This window comes from Microcoleus vaginatus HSN003 (assembly GCF_022701255.1).
Lineage (GTDB): Bacteria > Cyanobacteriota > Cyanobacteriia > Cyanobacteriales > Microcoleaceae > Microcoleus > Microcoleus vaginatus_B.
The window spans coordinates 5253543-5270009 of sequence record NZ_CP031705.1; the positions used below are offsets into that span (position 1 = coordinate 5253543).

Annotated in this window: 14 protein-coding genes; 8 read left to right on the plus strand and 6 right to left on the minus strand. The window is 45.4% G+C overall.

Features of this window, described 5'->3' with window-relative positions; all coding sequences use genetic code 11:
- Window positions 1-16: 16 nt before the first annotated feature.
- The 3 genes from D0A37_RS22745 to D0A37_RS22755 all read right to left on the minus strand — a co-directional run bounded on the left by D0A37_RS22745 (window position 17) and on the right by D0A37_RS22755 (window position 2412).
- Window positions 17-973 carry a DUF6282 family protein gene (locus D0A37_RS22745; RefSeq protein ID WP_242717775.1) on the minus strand — a complete coding sequence of 319 codons (957 nt, stop codon included), beginning with the start codon at window positions 971-973 and terminating at the stop codon, window positions 17-19.
- Window positions 974-1041: 68 nt separating this feature from the next.
- Window positions 1042-1947 (minus strand): alpha/beta fold hydrolase, encoded by a 906-nt coding sequence (locus D0A37_RS22750; RefSeq protein WP_242717776.1) that lies wholly within the window; start codon window positions 1945-1947, stop codon window positions 1042-1044.
- A gap of 18 nt (window positions 1948-1965) precedes the next feature.
- Window positions 1966-2412 carry a SufE family protein gene (locus D0A37_RS22755; protein ID WP_242717778.1) on the minus strand — a complete coding sequence of 149 codons (447 nt, stop codon included), beginning with the start codon at window positions 2410-2412 and terminating at the stop codon, window positions 1966-1968.
- Window positions 2413-2608: 196 nt separating this feature from the next.
- Between D0A37_RS22755 and D0A37_RS22760 the strand changes: the two genes are divergently transcribed.
- The 3 genes from D0A37_RS22760 to D0A37_RS22770 all read left to right on the plus strand — a co-directional run bounded on the left by D0A37_RS22760 (window position 2609) and on the right by D0A37_RS22770 (window position 5752).
- Window positions 2609-3607 (plus strand): FecCD family ABC transporter permease, encoded by a 999-nt coding sequence (locus D0A37_RS22760; protein WP_242717780.1) that lies wholly within the window; start codon window positions 2609-2611, stop codon window positions 3605-3607.
- Between the two features lie 133 nt (window positions 3608-3740).
- A complete protein-coding gene (locus D0A37_RS22765) occupies window positions 3741-4526 on the plus strand; it encodes an ABC transporter ATP-binding protein (protein ID WP_242717781.1) in 786 nt (261 codons plus the stop codon).
- Window positions 4527-4846: 320 nt separating this feature from the next.
- Window positions 4847-5752, plus strand: a complete 906-nt coding sequence (locus tag D0A37_RS22770; protein WP_242717782.1) for an ABC transporter substrate-binding protein — start codon at window positions 4847-4849, stop codon at window positions 5750-5752.
- A gap of 152 nt (window positions 5753-5904) precedes the next feature.
- On the opposite strand, the gene D0A37_RS22775 is transcribed toward D0A37_RS22770, so the two are convergent.
- Window positions 5905-6270, minus strand: coding sequence for a hypothetical protein (locus D0A37_RS22775; protein WP_242717783.1), 366 nt, complete (start codon window positions 6268-6270; stop codon window positions 5905-5907).
- Between the two features lie 325 nt (window positions 6271-6595).
- Between D0A37_RS22775 and D0A37_RS22780 the strand changes: the two genes are divergently transcribed.
- The 5 genes from D0A37_RS22780 (at window position 6596) to D0A37_RS22800 (ending at window position 13967) form a co-directional block, all read left to right on the plus strand.
- Complete coding sequence (locus D0A37_RS22780) at window positions 6596-7327, plus strand: response regulator (protein WP_242717784.1); 732 nt, start codon at window positions 6596-6598, stop codon at window positions 7325-7327.
- Window positions 7328-7333: 6 nt separating this feature from the next.
- Window positions 7334-7933: an adenylate/guanylate cyclase domain-containing protein gene (locus tag D0A37_RS22785; RefSeq protein ID WP_242717785.1), complete on the plus strand. Its 600-nt coding sequence runs from the start codon at window positions 7334-7336 to the stop codon at window positions 7931-7933.
- Between the two features lie 186 nt (window positions 7934-8119).
- On the plus strand, window positions 8120-9055 hold the full coding sequence (locus D0A37_RS22790; RefSeq protein WP_242717786.1) for a fused MFS/spermidine synthase: 936 nt from the start codon (window positions 8120-8122) through the stop codon (window positions 9053-9055).
- Window positions 9056-9291: 236 nt separating this feature from the next.
- On the plus strand, window positions 9292-13560 hold the full coding sequence (locus D0A37_RS22795) for a HEAT repeat domain-containing protein (protein WP_242717787.1): 4269 nt from the start codon (window positions 9292-9294) through the stop codon (window positions 13558-13560).
- A 185-nt stretch (window positions 13561-13745) separates the two neighbouring features.
- Window positions 13746-13967, plus strand: coding sequence for a HEAT repeat domain-containing protein (locus tag D0A37_RS22800; protein WP_242717789.1), 222 nt, complete (start codon window positions 13746-13748; stop codon window positions 13965-13967).
- A gap of 78 nt (window positions 13968-14045) precedes the next feature.
- Here D0A37_RS22800 and ccmS read toward each other — a convergent pair whose 3' ends face one another.
- Both ccmS and D0A37_RS22810 read right to left on the minus strand, forming a co-directional pair.
- Window positions 14046-14477, minus strand: a complete 432-nt coding sequence (ccmS, locus tag D0A37_RS22805) for a beta-carboxysome assembly chaperone CcmS (RefSeq protein ID WP_242717791.1) — start codon at window positions 14475-14477, stop codon at window positions 14046-14048.
- Between the two features lie 162 nt (window positions 14478-14639).
- Window positions 14640-16436 carry an ABC transporter ATP-binding protein gene (locus D0A37_RS22810; protein WP_242717793.1) on the minus strand — a complete coding sequence of 599 codons (1797 nt, stop codon included), beginning with the start codon at window positions 16434-16436 and terminating at the stop codon, window positions 14640-14642.
- Window positions 16437-16467 lie beyond the last annotated feature (31 nt).

Sequence of the window (16467 nt, forward strand, 5' to 3'; positions counted from 1 at the left end):
CGACATAATATTACTCCTAAATCCCTAACAATCGAGCTGGGTTTTCCTTCATCATTAAATCAATTTCAGGTTGAGAAATGCCTTTATCCTTCAACTTTTTAACAAATAATTTGTAACCTTCCGCAGGTAAAGGATCGGGTTTTCTTCCCAAATCGGTACTCATAACAAAATGCTCCGCTCCGATTAGTTTAATCGCTGCTGCCATCTGACTAATAGAAACTTGATGCCAGTTTTTGTGTCCGTCATCAGCGGCATTTTCTCCCATCAAATCGTTGACAAATGCGAGTTCTAAGAAAGCTCCGGCTGCGGCGGCTGTTTGCATATTTTCTAGGGACAAACCGGGTACATCCGCCATTGCGTGGGTAATCAAGATGTTCTTAATGTTGAGAAGGTTAGCTTCAGTTACAACTGCCATCACTTCTTCTGAGGAAATATGACCAGTTTCCAATATCAAATTCTCTTTGGCTACAATCTTCAACACCGCTACTGTTTCCGGTAAAACCTTGCCCTTTTCCGCAACTTTAATCCCTATTCCCGATTTGTGAAAAACCTGCAAGTGATGCTCAGCATCAACCGTTGGCAGCCACACTACTTTACCGTATTTGCCACCGATGCGGTGCATTGCTTCGACAGCTTGGGGATTAATGCCGCCGACAGCATAATTGAGAACAACTCCCCCGAAAACTTGGATTTCTGGTACTATTTTATTCACCAAAACTGCCCGTGCTGCTGTGCTGGCATAATGATTTTTTAATACAACAGCTTTCATCTTCGCCCTAGCAGCTAATTTCGCTACTTCAAAATCATCCAACCTGCGAGGAATCACATCAGGAGAAGAATGAATGTGAAAGTCGATCGCACCTTGGATCGTACTCTTTGGCAAATTGATTATCGGCGACTCTCCCATAGCATAAACTGGCAGACAAAACCAATAGCAAACAATCCAAACTAACGTTAAAAAAACAGCTTGCATTCCTCCCCTCTTCCCTTCTCCCCTCTGCGTTCTCTGCGCCCTCTGCGGTTCATTCCCTCTTAATTCTCTCAAATAAAAGATTTAACCGCATTTGCCAAAGCTTCTGCATTCTCTTCGTGCATTCCCAAAGAACCGGGAACAACTCGCGATTCAACACCCGGTAATTCCGTTAATGCTTCCATTTCAGCCTTTGATTTGGGCGGCGCACTTTCAGCAATTACAACCATCACCGGCACTGCTAATTGTTGAAAATTATCTGTAAATTCCGATCGCACTTTTGCCGGATCTAAACCACCAGTCACAAAGGCAGCGGGACCGTAGCGAGCACCTGGTTTTTGCGTAATTTTCCACTTATTTTGAATGAAATCGGGCGTGACTTTTGCAGCATCCACATAGACGTGGCGCCGATACATCAAACTCAGGAAAGACGGCGCAGTGTTGAGTTTGTATAGGAATTGTCCCAGTAAGGGCGATCGAACTAATTCTCTCACGATTCCATGCCACCCGCTTTGCTGTTTGCTCATCGTCGGCAAAGGCCCGCGCCAAGTCGGCGCAGCTAATACAATCTTTGACCAAACATTGGGCTTGGATTGCGCTAATTGCATCACATAACCCGCAGCGTGACCTGCCGCAACTACAGCAACCGGACTCTTAAAATTTGCCTCAACAAAATCCTTGAGAAATTGATGATATAATTGCGGTTGATAGTCGGTTCGCGGGCGATCCGATTCGCCGAAACCCGGCCAATCTAAGCTCACAACTTGAAAGTTAGAAGCTAACAATTCTGCTAAAGGACGCATTTCTTCTCGCGTGGAAACCGTACTGAAAGCAGGCAGCAGCAATACTGGATTGCCCTGTCCTCTGGTTTCGTAAATAACTTTAATTTGCGTTTCTTTCCAATTCCACAGATATTCTTGAACTGCGGCGGGATAGTTGCCAAAATTGGATTTTGTTAAATCTGTAGTTTGAGTCATGGCTGTTGATTCTTTCTTTTAATTTGTTTCAGCTTGCTTGCTCAATTCACAAGCAAGTGCCTTATTTTTCATCATTTGAAAGATGTTATAAAATCCGTTAGCGCGGGAAGGTGTGAGACTCACATTTAATCCCGTGTCTTGAATAAAATCTGGGGTGATGGTAACAATTTCAGCAGGCGTTAATCCGCTCAAACCTTCCACCAACAACCCAACTAATCCTTTGACTAACTGAGCGTCTGAATCGCCTTGATACAAAACTTTTCCTTCTGCCAAGTTTGCAGTAACATAAACTTGCGACGCGCAGCCAGAAACTTTGTTTTCCGGCAGTTTGTCGCTTTCGGGAAATGCTGGGAGTCGCTTGGCATACCACAGCAGTTGTTCGTACCGCTGTTTCGGATCGGAATGTCGCTGAAAGCGCTGGACGATTTTAGCTAGGGCTGCGGGTAGCGCGGTGTTTGCAGACATGATTCACTCGTAGCGGTTTACTTCGTTAATATTATACATTTAATTTTGCCGGCGGGTGCGATCGCCTGCTCATGTCCTCCCACTGAAGCCGTCTTCAGGTGAATCGGTTATTGTTATTGTAGTTAACGAGTTCGAGCATTCAAAACAGAGGAAATATGGGATTTAGTGCTGTTAAGGAAGATTGTGGTGTAATGTAGTGACTCTGCAAAAAATCTGGCTAAAATATCGAATTCTTCAGGCCGTTGTATTCTTAGGATTGGGTTTGCTGTTAACCATAGCCCTTTCGCTTTCTTTTGGTGCGGTGCCGATGAGTGCCGATCAATTGTGGCAAGCATTTCTGCACCGAGGTGATGCTGTCAATCAGACTATTTTCTGGGAATTGCGTTTGCCCAGAGTTGCCGCAGCGCTGACGGTTGGTGCGGCTTTAGGAATGTCGGGGGCTTTGCTGCAAGGGTTGCTCCGCAACGGTTTAGCCGATCCTTTTGTATTAGGAATTTCGGCGGGGGCAGGGTTGGTTGCGATTACCATGCTGACTTTGGGAATATTTCAAACTTGGGTGCCTTTGGCGGCTTGGATAGGTGCTATTTTAACTTCGATGCTCGTCTACTTTTTGGGAAAAACTAAAACGGGGATTTCCGTTGAACGTTTGGTTTTAGCTGGTGTGGCTGTGAGTTCTCTGTTTGGGGCCATACAAACTACACTGCTGCTGTTAGCTGAAGACAGCCGTTTGCAAGCTGCTTTGAATTGGTTAATCGGCAGTTTAAACGGTCGCGGTTGGTCGGATTTGCAGGTAGCTGCACCTTATATTTTGACTGCTTTGTTGTTAGGATGTTTTTTGGGTCGATCGATAAATTTGCTGGCTTTGGGCGACGATTTAGCTGTTGGTTTGGGGGTGTCGCTGGTGCGATCGCGCTTGTTGATTGGGGGTGTTGCTACTTTGCTAGCTGCGAGTGCTGTCAGCATCGGCGGATTGATTGGTTTTGTGGGATTGGTTGTGCCTCACGGGGTGCGTTTGTTGGTTGGTAATGATTATCGGTTTGTGTTGCCGCTGAGTGCGATCGGCGGTGCTTGGGTGTTGACTTTTGCTGATTTTTTGGCTCGTTTGGGTGCGGTAGAATTGCCCGTGGGTACGGTTACGGCTTTGTTGGGCTCTCCGCTGTTTGTCTGGCTGCTTTATCGGCGTTCTAGTTATTAAAAAGAAGGAAGAAGGAAGAGGGAAGAGGGAAGAAGGAAGAGGGAAGAGGGAAGAAGGAAGAGGGAAGAGGGAAGAAGGAAGACGCAAAATTAATTACCGATTACAAATAATCAATAACCAATAACAAAATATAATGTCTTTAGAAATTCAAAATTTAACTGGTGGTTACGGCGAAGTTGCGATCGCCCACAACATCACTTTATCTTTACAACCAGGTGAATGGTTGAGTCTCATTGGTGCCAACGGTTCTGGTAAGTCTACTTTCTTGAAGTTAGTTAGCCGCATCCTAACTCCGCAGCAAGGAAGTGTGTTGCTTGATGGCAAAGCAATTCATACTGAACCTGCTGCTGTTGTCGCTCAAAAATTAGCGATTTTGCCGCAGCAGCAAACAGTGCCAGAAGGTTTGACGGTAAGGCAATTAGTTAGTTTGGGGCGTTCTCCTCATCAGGGTTGGTGGCAGTGGGAATTGAGCAAGGAAGATGCAGAAAAGGTGGAAGTTGCGATCGCTCAAACTGGGATTGAGGATTTTCGCGATCGCCCTGTGGAACAACTCTCAGGAGGCGAACGCCAGCGCGCTTTCCTCGCCTTAGCTTTGGCTCAAAATCCGCAAGTTTTGCTATTAGATGAACCTACTACTTATTTAGATATTTGCTATCAGTTGCAATTGTTAGAGTTGCTTAACCAGCTCAATCTAAAACACAAAATGACGATTATTACGGTGCTGCATGAAATTAATTTAGCTGCTAGGTACAGTTCGCGGATTGCTATGTTAAATAAAGGGGAACTTTTTTGTGTAGGAACTCCGGCACAAGTTTTAACTCCTGATAATTTAGCTCAGACTTTTGGCGTAGAAGCTATCATTTTAGAAACTTCTGTAGGCTTGCAGATTTGTGCGATCGCTCCTACTATTCACACTTAATTAATTTATACTAAGCATAAGTTAACCCTCGCACGAAGTTCTCAATCTCTTCATAATTATTTCAATTTACTTATGCGCGCAATCTGCTGTTCTATCGGAGTGCCACAGGCTTTAAACTATTGCCTAGTATTGATTTCAAAGGATCGAATAAAACTTAAGAGATACTTAAAAAATCCGAATTCAGACAATAAATGCGGCTTTTTATACAAAATATCCAGTAAACTATTGATATTTAAATCATTAAGCGCTCACGTGCGCTCGAACTTCCCGTCAATTCTGTCTCAACCTGGTCTAAACTTGCTGTAACTCCAGCCTAAACTATGTACAAAACTTTTTTTTCTCGTACCGCTATCCTGTTGCTGAGTTTAGCATTTACCGCTTGCTCCGCCGCCACTTCACCCCAAATTCAGCAATCAACTCCTGCTGGTTCGCCAGCCAATCGACCACAAACAACTAACAGCGAATCAGCACAAAAAGTTGTAGCTTTAACACCTTTAACCGCCGATATTATTTATCAACTCGACCCAACCAAACTTGTAGGAATTCCCGGCAGCGCATTAGTCAGCAGCAACCCCAAATTTACAGGGATTACCGCAGTCACTGCCGAACGCACCCCTCCTAATTTGGAAAAAATCATCGCATTGAAACCGGATTTGGTCGTAGGTGCGTCGGGATTTCATGACCAAACAATGCAAAAATTGCAGCAGCTTGGAATTAAAACTTTACTCACTCAAGTTGATAGCTGGAAATCCCTAGAAGAGTTAACAACAACTTTAGCTAAATCCCTCAATGCCACTCCAGAACCTCTTTTAAAACGCTACCAAACATTTTTAGCAGACATCCCAAATCAAAGCCCCGCCACTTTAGTTTTGGTAAGCAGACAACCGATTTTATCGCCCAATCAAAGCAGTTGGGCTGGAGATTTGCTGGGTAAGTTTAACGTGAAAAATGTCGCAGCCCAATTGCAAGGAGATAGCCCCGTTCGAGGCTACGTGACGCTTTCAGCGGAAAAGGTTTTAGAGGCTAATCCGGAAGTAATCATTATAGTCGATCGGGGAGAAGGAATTTTAGACCAATTTAAATCTGATTCATTTTGGAATCAACTAACAGCCACAAAAAATAATCGAGTTTATGTTTTTGACTACTACGGATTGGTCAACCCAGGGAGTATCGAAAAAATTGAGCAAGCAACTGCTCAACTTAAACAAGTTCTCGCTAAAAAGTAGAGACCCGATTTTGAAAGATAAAAAAACTCTAGAAATCAGGGAACAAATTGACTACAATTTCTCTAAATGTGAGAAAGCTAAAGGCACTCAAAAGCGCGCAGCGATCGGAAACCTGGTTTTTAACCCTGACTTCCTATGCTGTCGGATCGCCCTCAAGAAGCTAGATCCAGAGGCGGCAAACCGCGCAACTGCCGCAGCGAGTTGATACATAACTGACAATCGCAGCCAAACAACGCCGAGGCTGCATTACTTTCTTCTTCCGAAAAATCCAGCATTGCCACCTGCTGATCATCGGGCCGCTGCCAACTGATTTTTACTTTAGAATTAGCAGCAGCAGCTTTGGCTGGGAGGCGCACGCAAGTCAGACGCTGACCGTGGGGCGATCGCACGCATTGGGGCGAATCAGCCGATTGGCTTGGTGTTTCGCCAATTAGAGCGGGATTTGCGATCGCGCTCAAAGACATCACAGATCCAAAGAGCGTGGGACTTACCAATAAAGTGAGGAGCAATCGATTCATTTGTCGTCCTTCAGAACTTCAACGTATACAGTAGCCGATTATCTGTTGCAATTCAACAAGGTTTTCGTTCGAGATCAGTACGATTTGCCGTTATTAAGGCTTAAAAGCCGAATATTTACCGCCTAAACCTTCAACAATTATCAGGGTATTAGCAATCAGCATTTTTTGATAAGTATCACCTTCGCTCCCCAGTTTAAGATTTGTTGCAATTTGAGTAAGTTTAGCTCGCCAGTGATAAGAAATTCCTCCAAGGCGGGTAAACTGATGTCAGCAAGGGTGACTCGAAGCAGCGAACAAGTTTACCTCAAAAACCAGGTGGGGAGTGATGAGAACAGTTTTAGTGGTGGAAGATTCCCGCAGCCAGCGGGAGTGCATTTCACATCAGTTGAGATGCAGCGGATTGAATGTAATTCAGGCTTCTGACGGTGTGGAAGCGCTGGCTAAAGTTGAGAAAAATGGCCCCGATTTAGTATTATTAGATGTCATAATGCCCCGTCTCGACGGCTACGGGGTTTGCCGTTTAATTAAAGCTAATCCCGAAACTCGGAACATACCGGTGGTATTTTTAACAGGCAAGGGACAGCAGTTAGCTTTATTTTCGAGGTTCCAGGGCGATCGCGCCGAGGCTTATGTTAGCAAACCTTGGCAGCCGAGGGAACTTTTGGCAACGATCAAAAAAGTTTTGCTCAATGCCAATATTAAGTTCGATCGAGCTTCAGCCGACGCTTGGACGGAATATGGAATTTTAAACTTAAACACAGTCGAACTTTATCAAAGCCATGCCGATGCTTGGACAAAATACAGCTCCCAAATTATTAAATTGTACGATTCCAGCTTAGCAGCTTTCGAGCAAGCTTTGGCAATTGAACCGAGTCACTCGAATGCAAACAAGTATCGCAACCGAGTCCAGACAATCCGGGCAATTTTGATGAAAAAATTAGAGCAAACTAAACCCTGCAAAGTGTGCGATTATTATTACGGCAAGGACGGCATCAATTGTGCGGTGCATCCTGCTGGCCGCCCTCAAGAACTGTGTCGCGATTGGGAATTTAATTAAACCAAAATGAAAACAAATAACCGCGCTAACTTGGAAAAGTTGCTGCAAGAAAGAAACGAACATCCCGAAAGAATGGCTGAAATTGATGAAAAAATTAATGCCACTTTCCGCAAAAGTTACGCAATTTTAGTAATGGATATGTCGGGATTTTCGCGCACGACAGTCCGCTACGGAATTATTCATTTTTTGGCAATGATTCACCGGATGCACGGAATTGTCAAACCGATAATTTCAGAATACGGTGGCACTGTAGTTAAGGAGGAAGCAGACAATGTTTTTGCAGTTTTTGCCGATGTAAAATCGGCGGTGGAAGCTGCGATCGACTCTTTGAAACAAACTGCCGCTGTCAACACGACACTGCCACCGGAGATGGATATTTACCTCTGCATTGGTATTGGTTGTGGCGATGTTTTGATGCTGGAAGGAGAGGATATGTACGGATCGGAATTTAATCTGGCATCCAAGCTGGGAGAGGATTTGGCGGAACGGGGAGAGATTTTGCTAACCTCAGCAGCCTTTGAAAAGTTGGAAGGTGACAAGCAAGATTGGGAAAAAGTGGAACTTTCGGTTTCAGGTTTGGAATTGGTGGCGTACAAGCGGCTGTAATCGGGTGACTTTCTCTTGTCTTCTCGTTCTTTGCCCTCCTGGAAAATGAGAACATGACTTGCCCCAGCCTTCACTAGAAACCCGGTTTGTTCGCAGATATCGGGCGACTCAGCCATTTTGGTAGAAACCGGGTTGATGAGGCTATATTCTTAGAGAATATCGACTTTAAATAAAATTTAAAATCAGATGATTGATGAACACCAAACTTGGCAATCTATTAATTTATCCGCTATTGGACAGCGGCTGGCTTGGCTACAGCAACAGCCAGACAAAGTTATTTTTTGCAAAGAGTCGGGCGTTCACTATGTTGCAGTCACAAAAGAGCGATCGCACATTAAGCTATCTTTAGTAGAAAAAGTCAATCAGCACACAGATTTACTGCAATCTGTTTTCGATTTCAACAATCCTTTACATCTAGTGTCTGAATATACTCAGGCGATGATGTTGGGTTTAGTGTGGGAAAGCCAACCTCAAAGAATCTACATGGCTGGATTTGGTGGCGGCAGAGTTCCCTTAGTTTTGCACCACTATTTGCCGCACACTGTTATAGAATGTGCGGAGGTCGATCCGATCGCGATCGAAGCAGCTACACAGTGTTTTGGGGTAAAATTGGACGATCGGCTAACTGTAACAATTCAAGACGGCCGAGAGTATTTAGAGCAGCAAAAATCAGATACTCAGTACGATATCATCATGATCGACGTAGCTTTTGGCAACGGCTACTTTCCGCACCGCCTATCCACCAAAGAATTTTATCACATCTGCGAAAAACACTTGTCAAGCGAGGGAGTGGTGCTAGCAAATCTGCTGCACAGAGATGAGTTTTATGCCGAAAAAATCACAACTTTTCAAAGTGTGTTTTCTCAGGTGTGCGTGTGTGTTTGCCAAGAAAGTAATAGCATTTTAATTGGTAGCAACAGCCAGATTTTGGAGAAAGATGAGATTGTTGATAAGGCAAAATATTTGCAAGATAGCCATCAATTTTCCTTTCCATTAACAGACAGGGCGCTTGAGGTAAAAGTAGGTAGAGAATTGGCGGAGGCTGTACCTACTTTAGACAAAGCTCAAATTTTTCATGACGATTCGCCGCCCGCTGGTTATTTTGATTGCTGGTTATTCTGATATTGATAATAATATCTCGGTTTTATCGAAGTTTCGATCCCCCTCGTATCCCCCTTAATAAGGGGCACTTTGAATGAATGCTCTTGTCCCCCCCTTGTGTTTTGGGGGGTTAGGGGGGAGCGAGATGATGGTTACTCACACAGAATATTGATGCTACTTTTTCCCGGAATTTTCAGCGCCGCTCGCGTATCTAGAAAAAATCTATAATCAATCCATATTCTAAAATCTATAATCAAATGGCGACACCAGTTGATTTTCCTAAATATCTGCAATCCCTGGTTGAGTCTTATAAAAAACAAGAGCATCTCTACACGCTGACGGATTTACAGGTGGAGGTGCGGGTGGAAAAGCCACCGGAGGATCGATCGCAACCTCGATCCGCAGAAAATAAACCAGAAACGAAAATCGAGCGGCTGGAAGTGCTGGCGGGACTCCGCAAGTACGTGCAGCAGGGAAAAGTGCTGCTAGTGGGCAAGCCCGGTTCGGGAAAATCGACGGTATTGCAGCGTTTTCGGTGGGAATGGGCACTAGAAGCGCTGGAAAATGGCGATCGACAGATTCCGGTGTTGGTGCAGTTGAGGAGCGATCGCTCGATCGTAGATGCAATCTGTGCCGAATTTCGACAAGCAAAACTCAGAGTTGGCGAGAAAGAGGTGGATGATTTGCTGCTGGATGGCAGGTTGTTGCTGTTGCTCGATGGCGTGAATGAGATGCCATCGCAACAAAGGCGGCAGGATTTGCAGCTATTCCACGACGACAATCCCGATACGGCGATGATTTTCACGACGCGGGATTTGGCGCTGGGCGGATCTTTGGGCATTGAGAAAAAGCTGGAGATGTGCGCGCTGACGCAACCGCAGATGCGGGAGTTTGTGCACAAGCATTTGCCGCAACATGGGGATTCGCTGCTGCGACAATTGGGCGATCGCCTGCGAGAGATTGCCGAAACGCCGTTACTGCTGGAAATGATGTGTAAGGTGTTTAAAAATAGCGGGAAAATTCCCCAGAGTAAGGGCGAGTTGTTTCAGGAGTTCGATCGCCAGTATGACGAGTTTAAGCGCGGTGCGTGGGTTTCGGATGATTTTCGGCGCTTCAAGTCGGAGGTTTTGCAGCAGTTGGCTTTTGTGATGTTGCAGGGTGACTCGCAGCGCCCCACGGATGGTTGGGTGGCGATTTCTCGCGATCGGGCTGAGAGGATTTTGGAGGGTTGGTTGCGCGATCGGGGGGTGGTGGATGCGCCAACCAAGGCGAAGGAGTGGCTAGAGGATTTGCTGGAGCACCATCTGTTGCAGGTGGCGGCAAAACCGGAGGAAATAGAGTTTCATCACCAATTATTTCAGGAGTATTATGCGGCGCGGGCGTTGCGGAAACTGTTTGATGATAAGCATCCTGATGCGATCGACGATCGACGGTTGCAGCATTTCTATTTGAATTATTTTAAATGGACGGAGCCTCTGGCGTTCATGCTGTCGTTGTTGGAGGATGAGAAGCAGGCGGTGCGGGTGGTGCGGCTGGCATTGGATGTGGATTTGAGCTTGGGGGCGCGGCTGGCGGGGGAAGTGCAGCGGGAGTTTCAGCAGCGCACGGTTGGGTTGGTGGATGGGTTGGAGGTGCCGGGGTGGTTGAAGGCTGCGCTTTTGGGGGAAGTGCGATCGGATGAGGCGATTTCGGGATTACTTAGACTCCTTGAAGATTCAGACTCTTATATGCGTAAGAAGGCGGCAGATGCCTTAGGCAATATCCGTGATGATCGGGCGATTCCGGGATTACTTAAACTCCTTGAAGATTCAGACTCTGATGTGCGTTGGAGGGCGGCAGATGCCTTAGTCAAAATCGGTGACGATCAGGCGATTGCGGGATTACTTAAACTCGTTGAATATTCAGGCTCTGATGTGCGTTGGAGGGCGGCAGATGCCTTAGGCAAAATCGGTGACGATCGGGCGATTGCGGGATTATTTAAACTCGTTAAACATTCAGATTCTGATGTGCGTAAGAAGGCGACAAATGCCTTATGCAATATCGGTGGTGATCGGGCGATTCCGCGATTACTTAAACTCGTTGAACATTCAGAGGATTATGTGCGTAAGAAGGCGACAGATGCCTTATGCAATATCGGTGGCGATCGGGCGATTCCGCGATTACTTAAACTCGTTGAACATTCAGACGATTATGTGCGTATGAGGGCGGCAGATGCCTTATGCAAAATCGGTGACGCTCAGGCGATTCCAGGATTACTTAAACTCGTTGAACATTCAGACGATTATGTGCGTATGAGGGCGGCAGATGCCTTATGCAATATCGGTGACGCTCAGGCGATTCTAGGATTACTTAAACTCCTTAAAGATTCAGATTCTGATGTGCGTATGAGGGCGGCAGATGCCTTATGCAAAATTGGTGACAAGGCGGCAATTCCCGGATTACTTAAACTTGTTGAAAATTCAGACTATGATGTGCGTAAGAGTGCGGCAGATGCCTTAGGCGAAATTGGTGACAAGGCAGCAATTCCCGGATTACTTAAACTTATTAAAGATTCAGACTCTTTTGTGGGTTGGAGTGCGATATATGCTTTGGGCAAAATCGGTGACAAGGCAGCAATTCCCGGATTACTTAAACTTGTTGAAGATTCAGACTCTTTTGTGCGTAGGAATGCGGCAGATACCTTAGGCAAAATTGGTGACAAGGCGGCAATTCCCGGATTACTTAAACTTGTTGAAAATTCAGACTATGATGTGCGTAAGAGTGCGACAGATGCCTTAGGCAAAATCGGTGACAAGGCAGCAATTCCCGGATTACTTAAACTTGTTGAAGATTCAAACTCTGATGTGCGTTGGAGTGTGGCAGAGGCCTTAGGCAAAATCGGTGACAACACAGCAATTCCCGGATTACTTAAACTTGTTGAAGATTCAAACTCTGATGTGCGTAGGAACGCGGCAAAAGCCTTAGGCAAAATCGGTGACAAGGCAGCAATTCCCGCATTACTTAAACTTGTTAAAGATTACCACTATGATGTGCGTTTGAGTGTGGCAGAAGCCTTAGGCAAAATTGGTGACAAGGCAGCAATTCCCGCATTACTTAAACTTGTTGAAAGTTCAAACTCTGATGTGCGTAGGAATGCGGCAGAGGCCTTAGGCAAAATTGGTGACAAGGCAGCAATTCCCGCATTACTTAAACTTGTTGAAAGTTCAAACTCTGATGTACGTAAGAATGCGGCAGAGGCCTTAGGCAAAATTGGTGACAACGCAGCAATTCCCGCATTACTTAAATTTGTTGAAGATTCAAACTCTGATGTGCGTAGAAATGCGGCAGAGGCCTTAGACAAAATTGGTTACAAGGCAGCAATTCCCGCATTACTTAAATTTGCTGAAGATTCAAACTCTGATGTGCGTAGGAATGCGGCAGAGGCCTTAGACAAAATTGGTTACAAGGCAGGGATTCCCGCATTACTTAAATTTGTTGAACATTCAAACTATGATGTGCGTAGGAATGCGATATATGCTTTGAGTAAAATCGGTGACAAGGCAGTAATTTCCGGATTACTTGAAATTGTTGAATATTCAGAGTATTATGTGCGTAAGAGTGCAATAGATGCTTTAGGCGAAATTGGTGACAAGGCAGCAATTTCCGGATTACTTAAACTTGTTGAACATTCAGACTATGATGTGCGTAAAAATGTGGCAGATACCTTAGGCAAAATTGGTGACAAGGCAGCAATTCCCGGATTACTTAAACTTGTTAAAGATTCAGTCTCTTTGGTGAGTAGGAGTGCGGTAGATACCTTATGCAAAATCGGTGACAAGGCAGCAATTTCCGGATTACTTAAACTCCTTGAAGATTCAAACTCGGATGTGCGTAGGAATGTAGCATATACCTTAGGCAAAATCACTAAGCAGCACACAGAAGGAGTCGTCCCCTATCTCCCGCACCTCCTCACCTTAATTCCCTCCGAATCCGGCAAAGAAGTTCACGGCCTCATCCTTGCCATCCAAGCCGCCTGCAAATACTACAACTATGAGATTTGTCAGTTGTCCCTAGCACCGGACATTGGCAGGCATCCGGCGAATGTTTCTGCTAGCGTATATATACAATCTCTCAAGGAACTCACAGTGATGTCAAACCAATCACCCATCTTTAACCAACCAAATGCCAACATAGCCCTTAACTATGCCGCTGAAAACAGCAATCCCAACGTTACTCAAAACATCCAAGCCGCCCAGCAATTCTCCCCAGAAGCTGCACTGAATGCAGTAGTGCAAATCATTCAGGCATTAGAAAAAAAGCATACAGAAGTGCAAGACGAGCAACAAGCACGCAATATTATTGATGCAAAATTTAAGGTAATCAAAGAGCAAAAACCCATCGAGTGGCAAAACCTAATCAGCTTCAAACAGGTTTACAACGGTGGCAAAAAAGCAGCGCTGAAAGTTGGCGAACACTTCGCCGAATCAAACCCCTGGGGCAAAGGACTTGTTGCCTTCATTGAAGGCGTATCCGAAGACGTGAAATAGCCAACTAACCCAAAAGTTTGCTGAAATATTGCAACATTTTTAATAAGGCTTTCAGGGCGGGCGAGACTCCCACCCCAGAAGAAAATTTACTCTTTGTGGAACAGGCCGAAAAGCCTGTTCCTGACAGAGATGCAAGATGTAAAATAAAACAGCAGTAAGCTCTATGCAAACCCGAGGCTCACAGCATGATTCAAAATCCCGCATACTATCAGATGGTGCTAGACACTTTGTGCACCGCCCTAGAGGATGCCCGCCCCGCTGTCAGGGCGAAAGCATCAGAAGCACTGGGAAAAATAGGAGATGTGGCGATGGTGCCCATATTAGTTAAAGCCTTCAAAGACACCTCGCCAGAAGTCCGTTCCAGCGTCATCCAAGCCCTCGGACAACTGATACTAAATGAGGCTTAAATACTCCTTTCATTTCTTAGTCCCCCTCTGCTCGGACTTCCTTTGTGTAGACGCGATTTCAAGATCCGAGTAATCTTATCATTTCATACATTCAACCATCTGCTGTTCCAGCTTAGCCAACAATGTATCAACATCTGTTGCAGCTTCCTCAAAACAAACAGGAGGTTCAGGCTTAGGTTCAAAAAGAATCAACTTAATTTGACCTTCGCCGATCGCCAAAATCGCCACTTCCTTCTCAGGCTTGTGAGCGTTCAACACACCTACAACTTCCTGAATATGACTTCTCACTTGACGGTTCAACTCCTCAACCGCCTCTTTCTTACAATACACAAAACGCGCAGTTTCCGCAATATCAATTGCTAAAATCTCCTCGCTTTCCTCTCCCCTTTCCAGAAATAGCCCCCAAGCCAAAGCAGCCAATTCATTTTGATTAGCTTTCACGAATTTATCTAATTTGCGGCTCCAGCTATTTTCGTTGGGTTTGGACTCAGGGCTATCAAATAGAAACATTTTCTCTTCTTGTTTGTATAAACTAATATTTTACAGTCAGCAGTCAGTAGTCAGTTGGCAGTTGGCAGTTGGCAGTTGACTGTTGTCATTAGTTACCCATGCCCAATGCCCCATCCCCAATTCCCAATTAGCAATTCCCAATTACCCAAAACCGCTGCGTTTCTATCTTATACCAGATTGCACGCGCCAGAGCGCCGCATAAATTCCGTCCTGTTCGATCAGTTGTTCGTGCTGCCCCGATTCTACCACTAGCCCCTCTTCCATGACACAAATGCAATCGGCATTGCGGACAGTAGAAAGACGGTGGGCGATCGCAATTGTAGTGCGATTCTTGGTAATTCGTTCGAGCGATCGCTGAATTGCCGCCTCAGTCTCGTTATCCACCGCTGAAGTAGCTTCGTCAAGAATCAAAATCGGCGGATTCTTCAAAACAGCCCGTGCAATTGCAATTCGCTGCCGCTGACCCCCCGACAATTTTTGACCGCGTTCCCCAACAATAGTGTTGTAACCGTCCGGCAATTGGGCGATAAACTCGTGCGCTTCTGCAATTTTAGCAGCATTTACTATCTCTCGATTACTTGCCTCAAAACTGCCGTAAGCAATATTTTCTGCCACCGTACCGTGAAACAAAAACACATCTTGACTCACCAATCCGATCGCTCTCCGTAAATCTTTTAAATTCAGGTCATTTAATTCTATACCGTCGAGGTAAATATTGCCATACTGTACCTCGTACAGCCTTAAGATTAGTTTCACCAGCGTACTTTTTCCCGAACCAGTAGCGCCAACAATCGCAGTAGTTTTTCCAGCAGGCAGAGTCAACGAAAAATACTGCAAAATCGGCTTTCTTTGATTGTAAGAAAAAGTAACATTTTTAAATTCCAACTCACCCTTAATCGAACTAACAGGCCGCCGAATATCACCCGTGCGAATTGCGATCGGAGTATCCAACAAATTCATCACCCGATTAGTAGAAGCCATAGCGCGCTGGTATTGATCCAGAGTATCTCCCAGGCGAGTCAGCGGCCACAACAACCGCTGGGTCAAAAACACCAAAACGCTGTAAGTTCCCACAGACAACCGGCCCGCCACAACCTCCAAACCGCCCAGAAATAGCGTTGCAATAAACCCCAAGAAAATCACAACCCGAATCAGCGGAATAAAAGCTGCCGAAAGTACGATCGCCCGTCGGTTGCTTTGGCGGTAAGCTTGGCTTTGTGTTTCGATGCGCTGAATTTCATAATCTTCGGAAGTAAAACTTTTAATAGTAGTAATTCCCATCAAATTATTCGAGAGTTGCCCGTTCAGAAAACTCACCTTTTCCCGCACATCAGCATAAAAAGGAGCCAGGCGATTTTGAAAGGTAATCGAACCCCAAATAATAAAAGGTATCGGCAGCATTGACAGCCCAGCCACACCAGGAGAGGCAGCAAAAAAAGCGGCCCCAATCACGATAACCGTTGTAATTACCTGAATCACCTCATTAGCACCGTCGTCCAAAAAACGTTCCAGTTGATTGATATCATCGTTGAGAATAGAAATCAAACCGCCCGTGCTGCGTTCTTCAAAATAAGCTAATTCTAATTCCTGCAAATGGCTGTAAGCTTCCAGACGCAAATCGTGTTCAATATCCTGAGCCAAATTGCGCCACAAATAATCATAGGCATATTCAAAAACCGATTCCAACGTCCAAACAATCGCGCTCACAAAAGTGATAATTGCCAGTTGCCAAAAGACATCTTTTATGCCCCACTGAGCGAGCATAGAATCTTGCTGTTTCACCACCACATCAACAGCAATACCGATTAAGGCTGGCGGCGCTAAATCAAAGAATTTATTGAGCAGCGAACAGATACTTGCCAGCCAAGCTTTCAGGCGGTAGCGACGCCCGTACTTCAGCAGCCGCTTTAGGGGATGGACAGGTTTTGATGGATTTGGTGATGCTTGAGAATCATTCATAGGGCATGGGGAATGGGAAATAGGGCCGAGA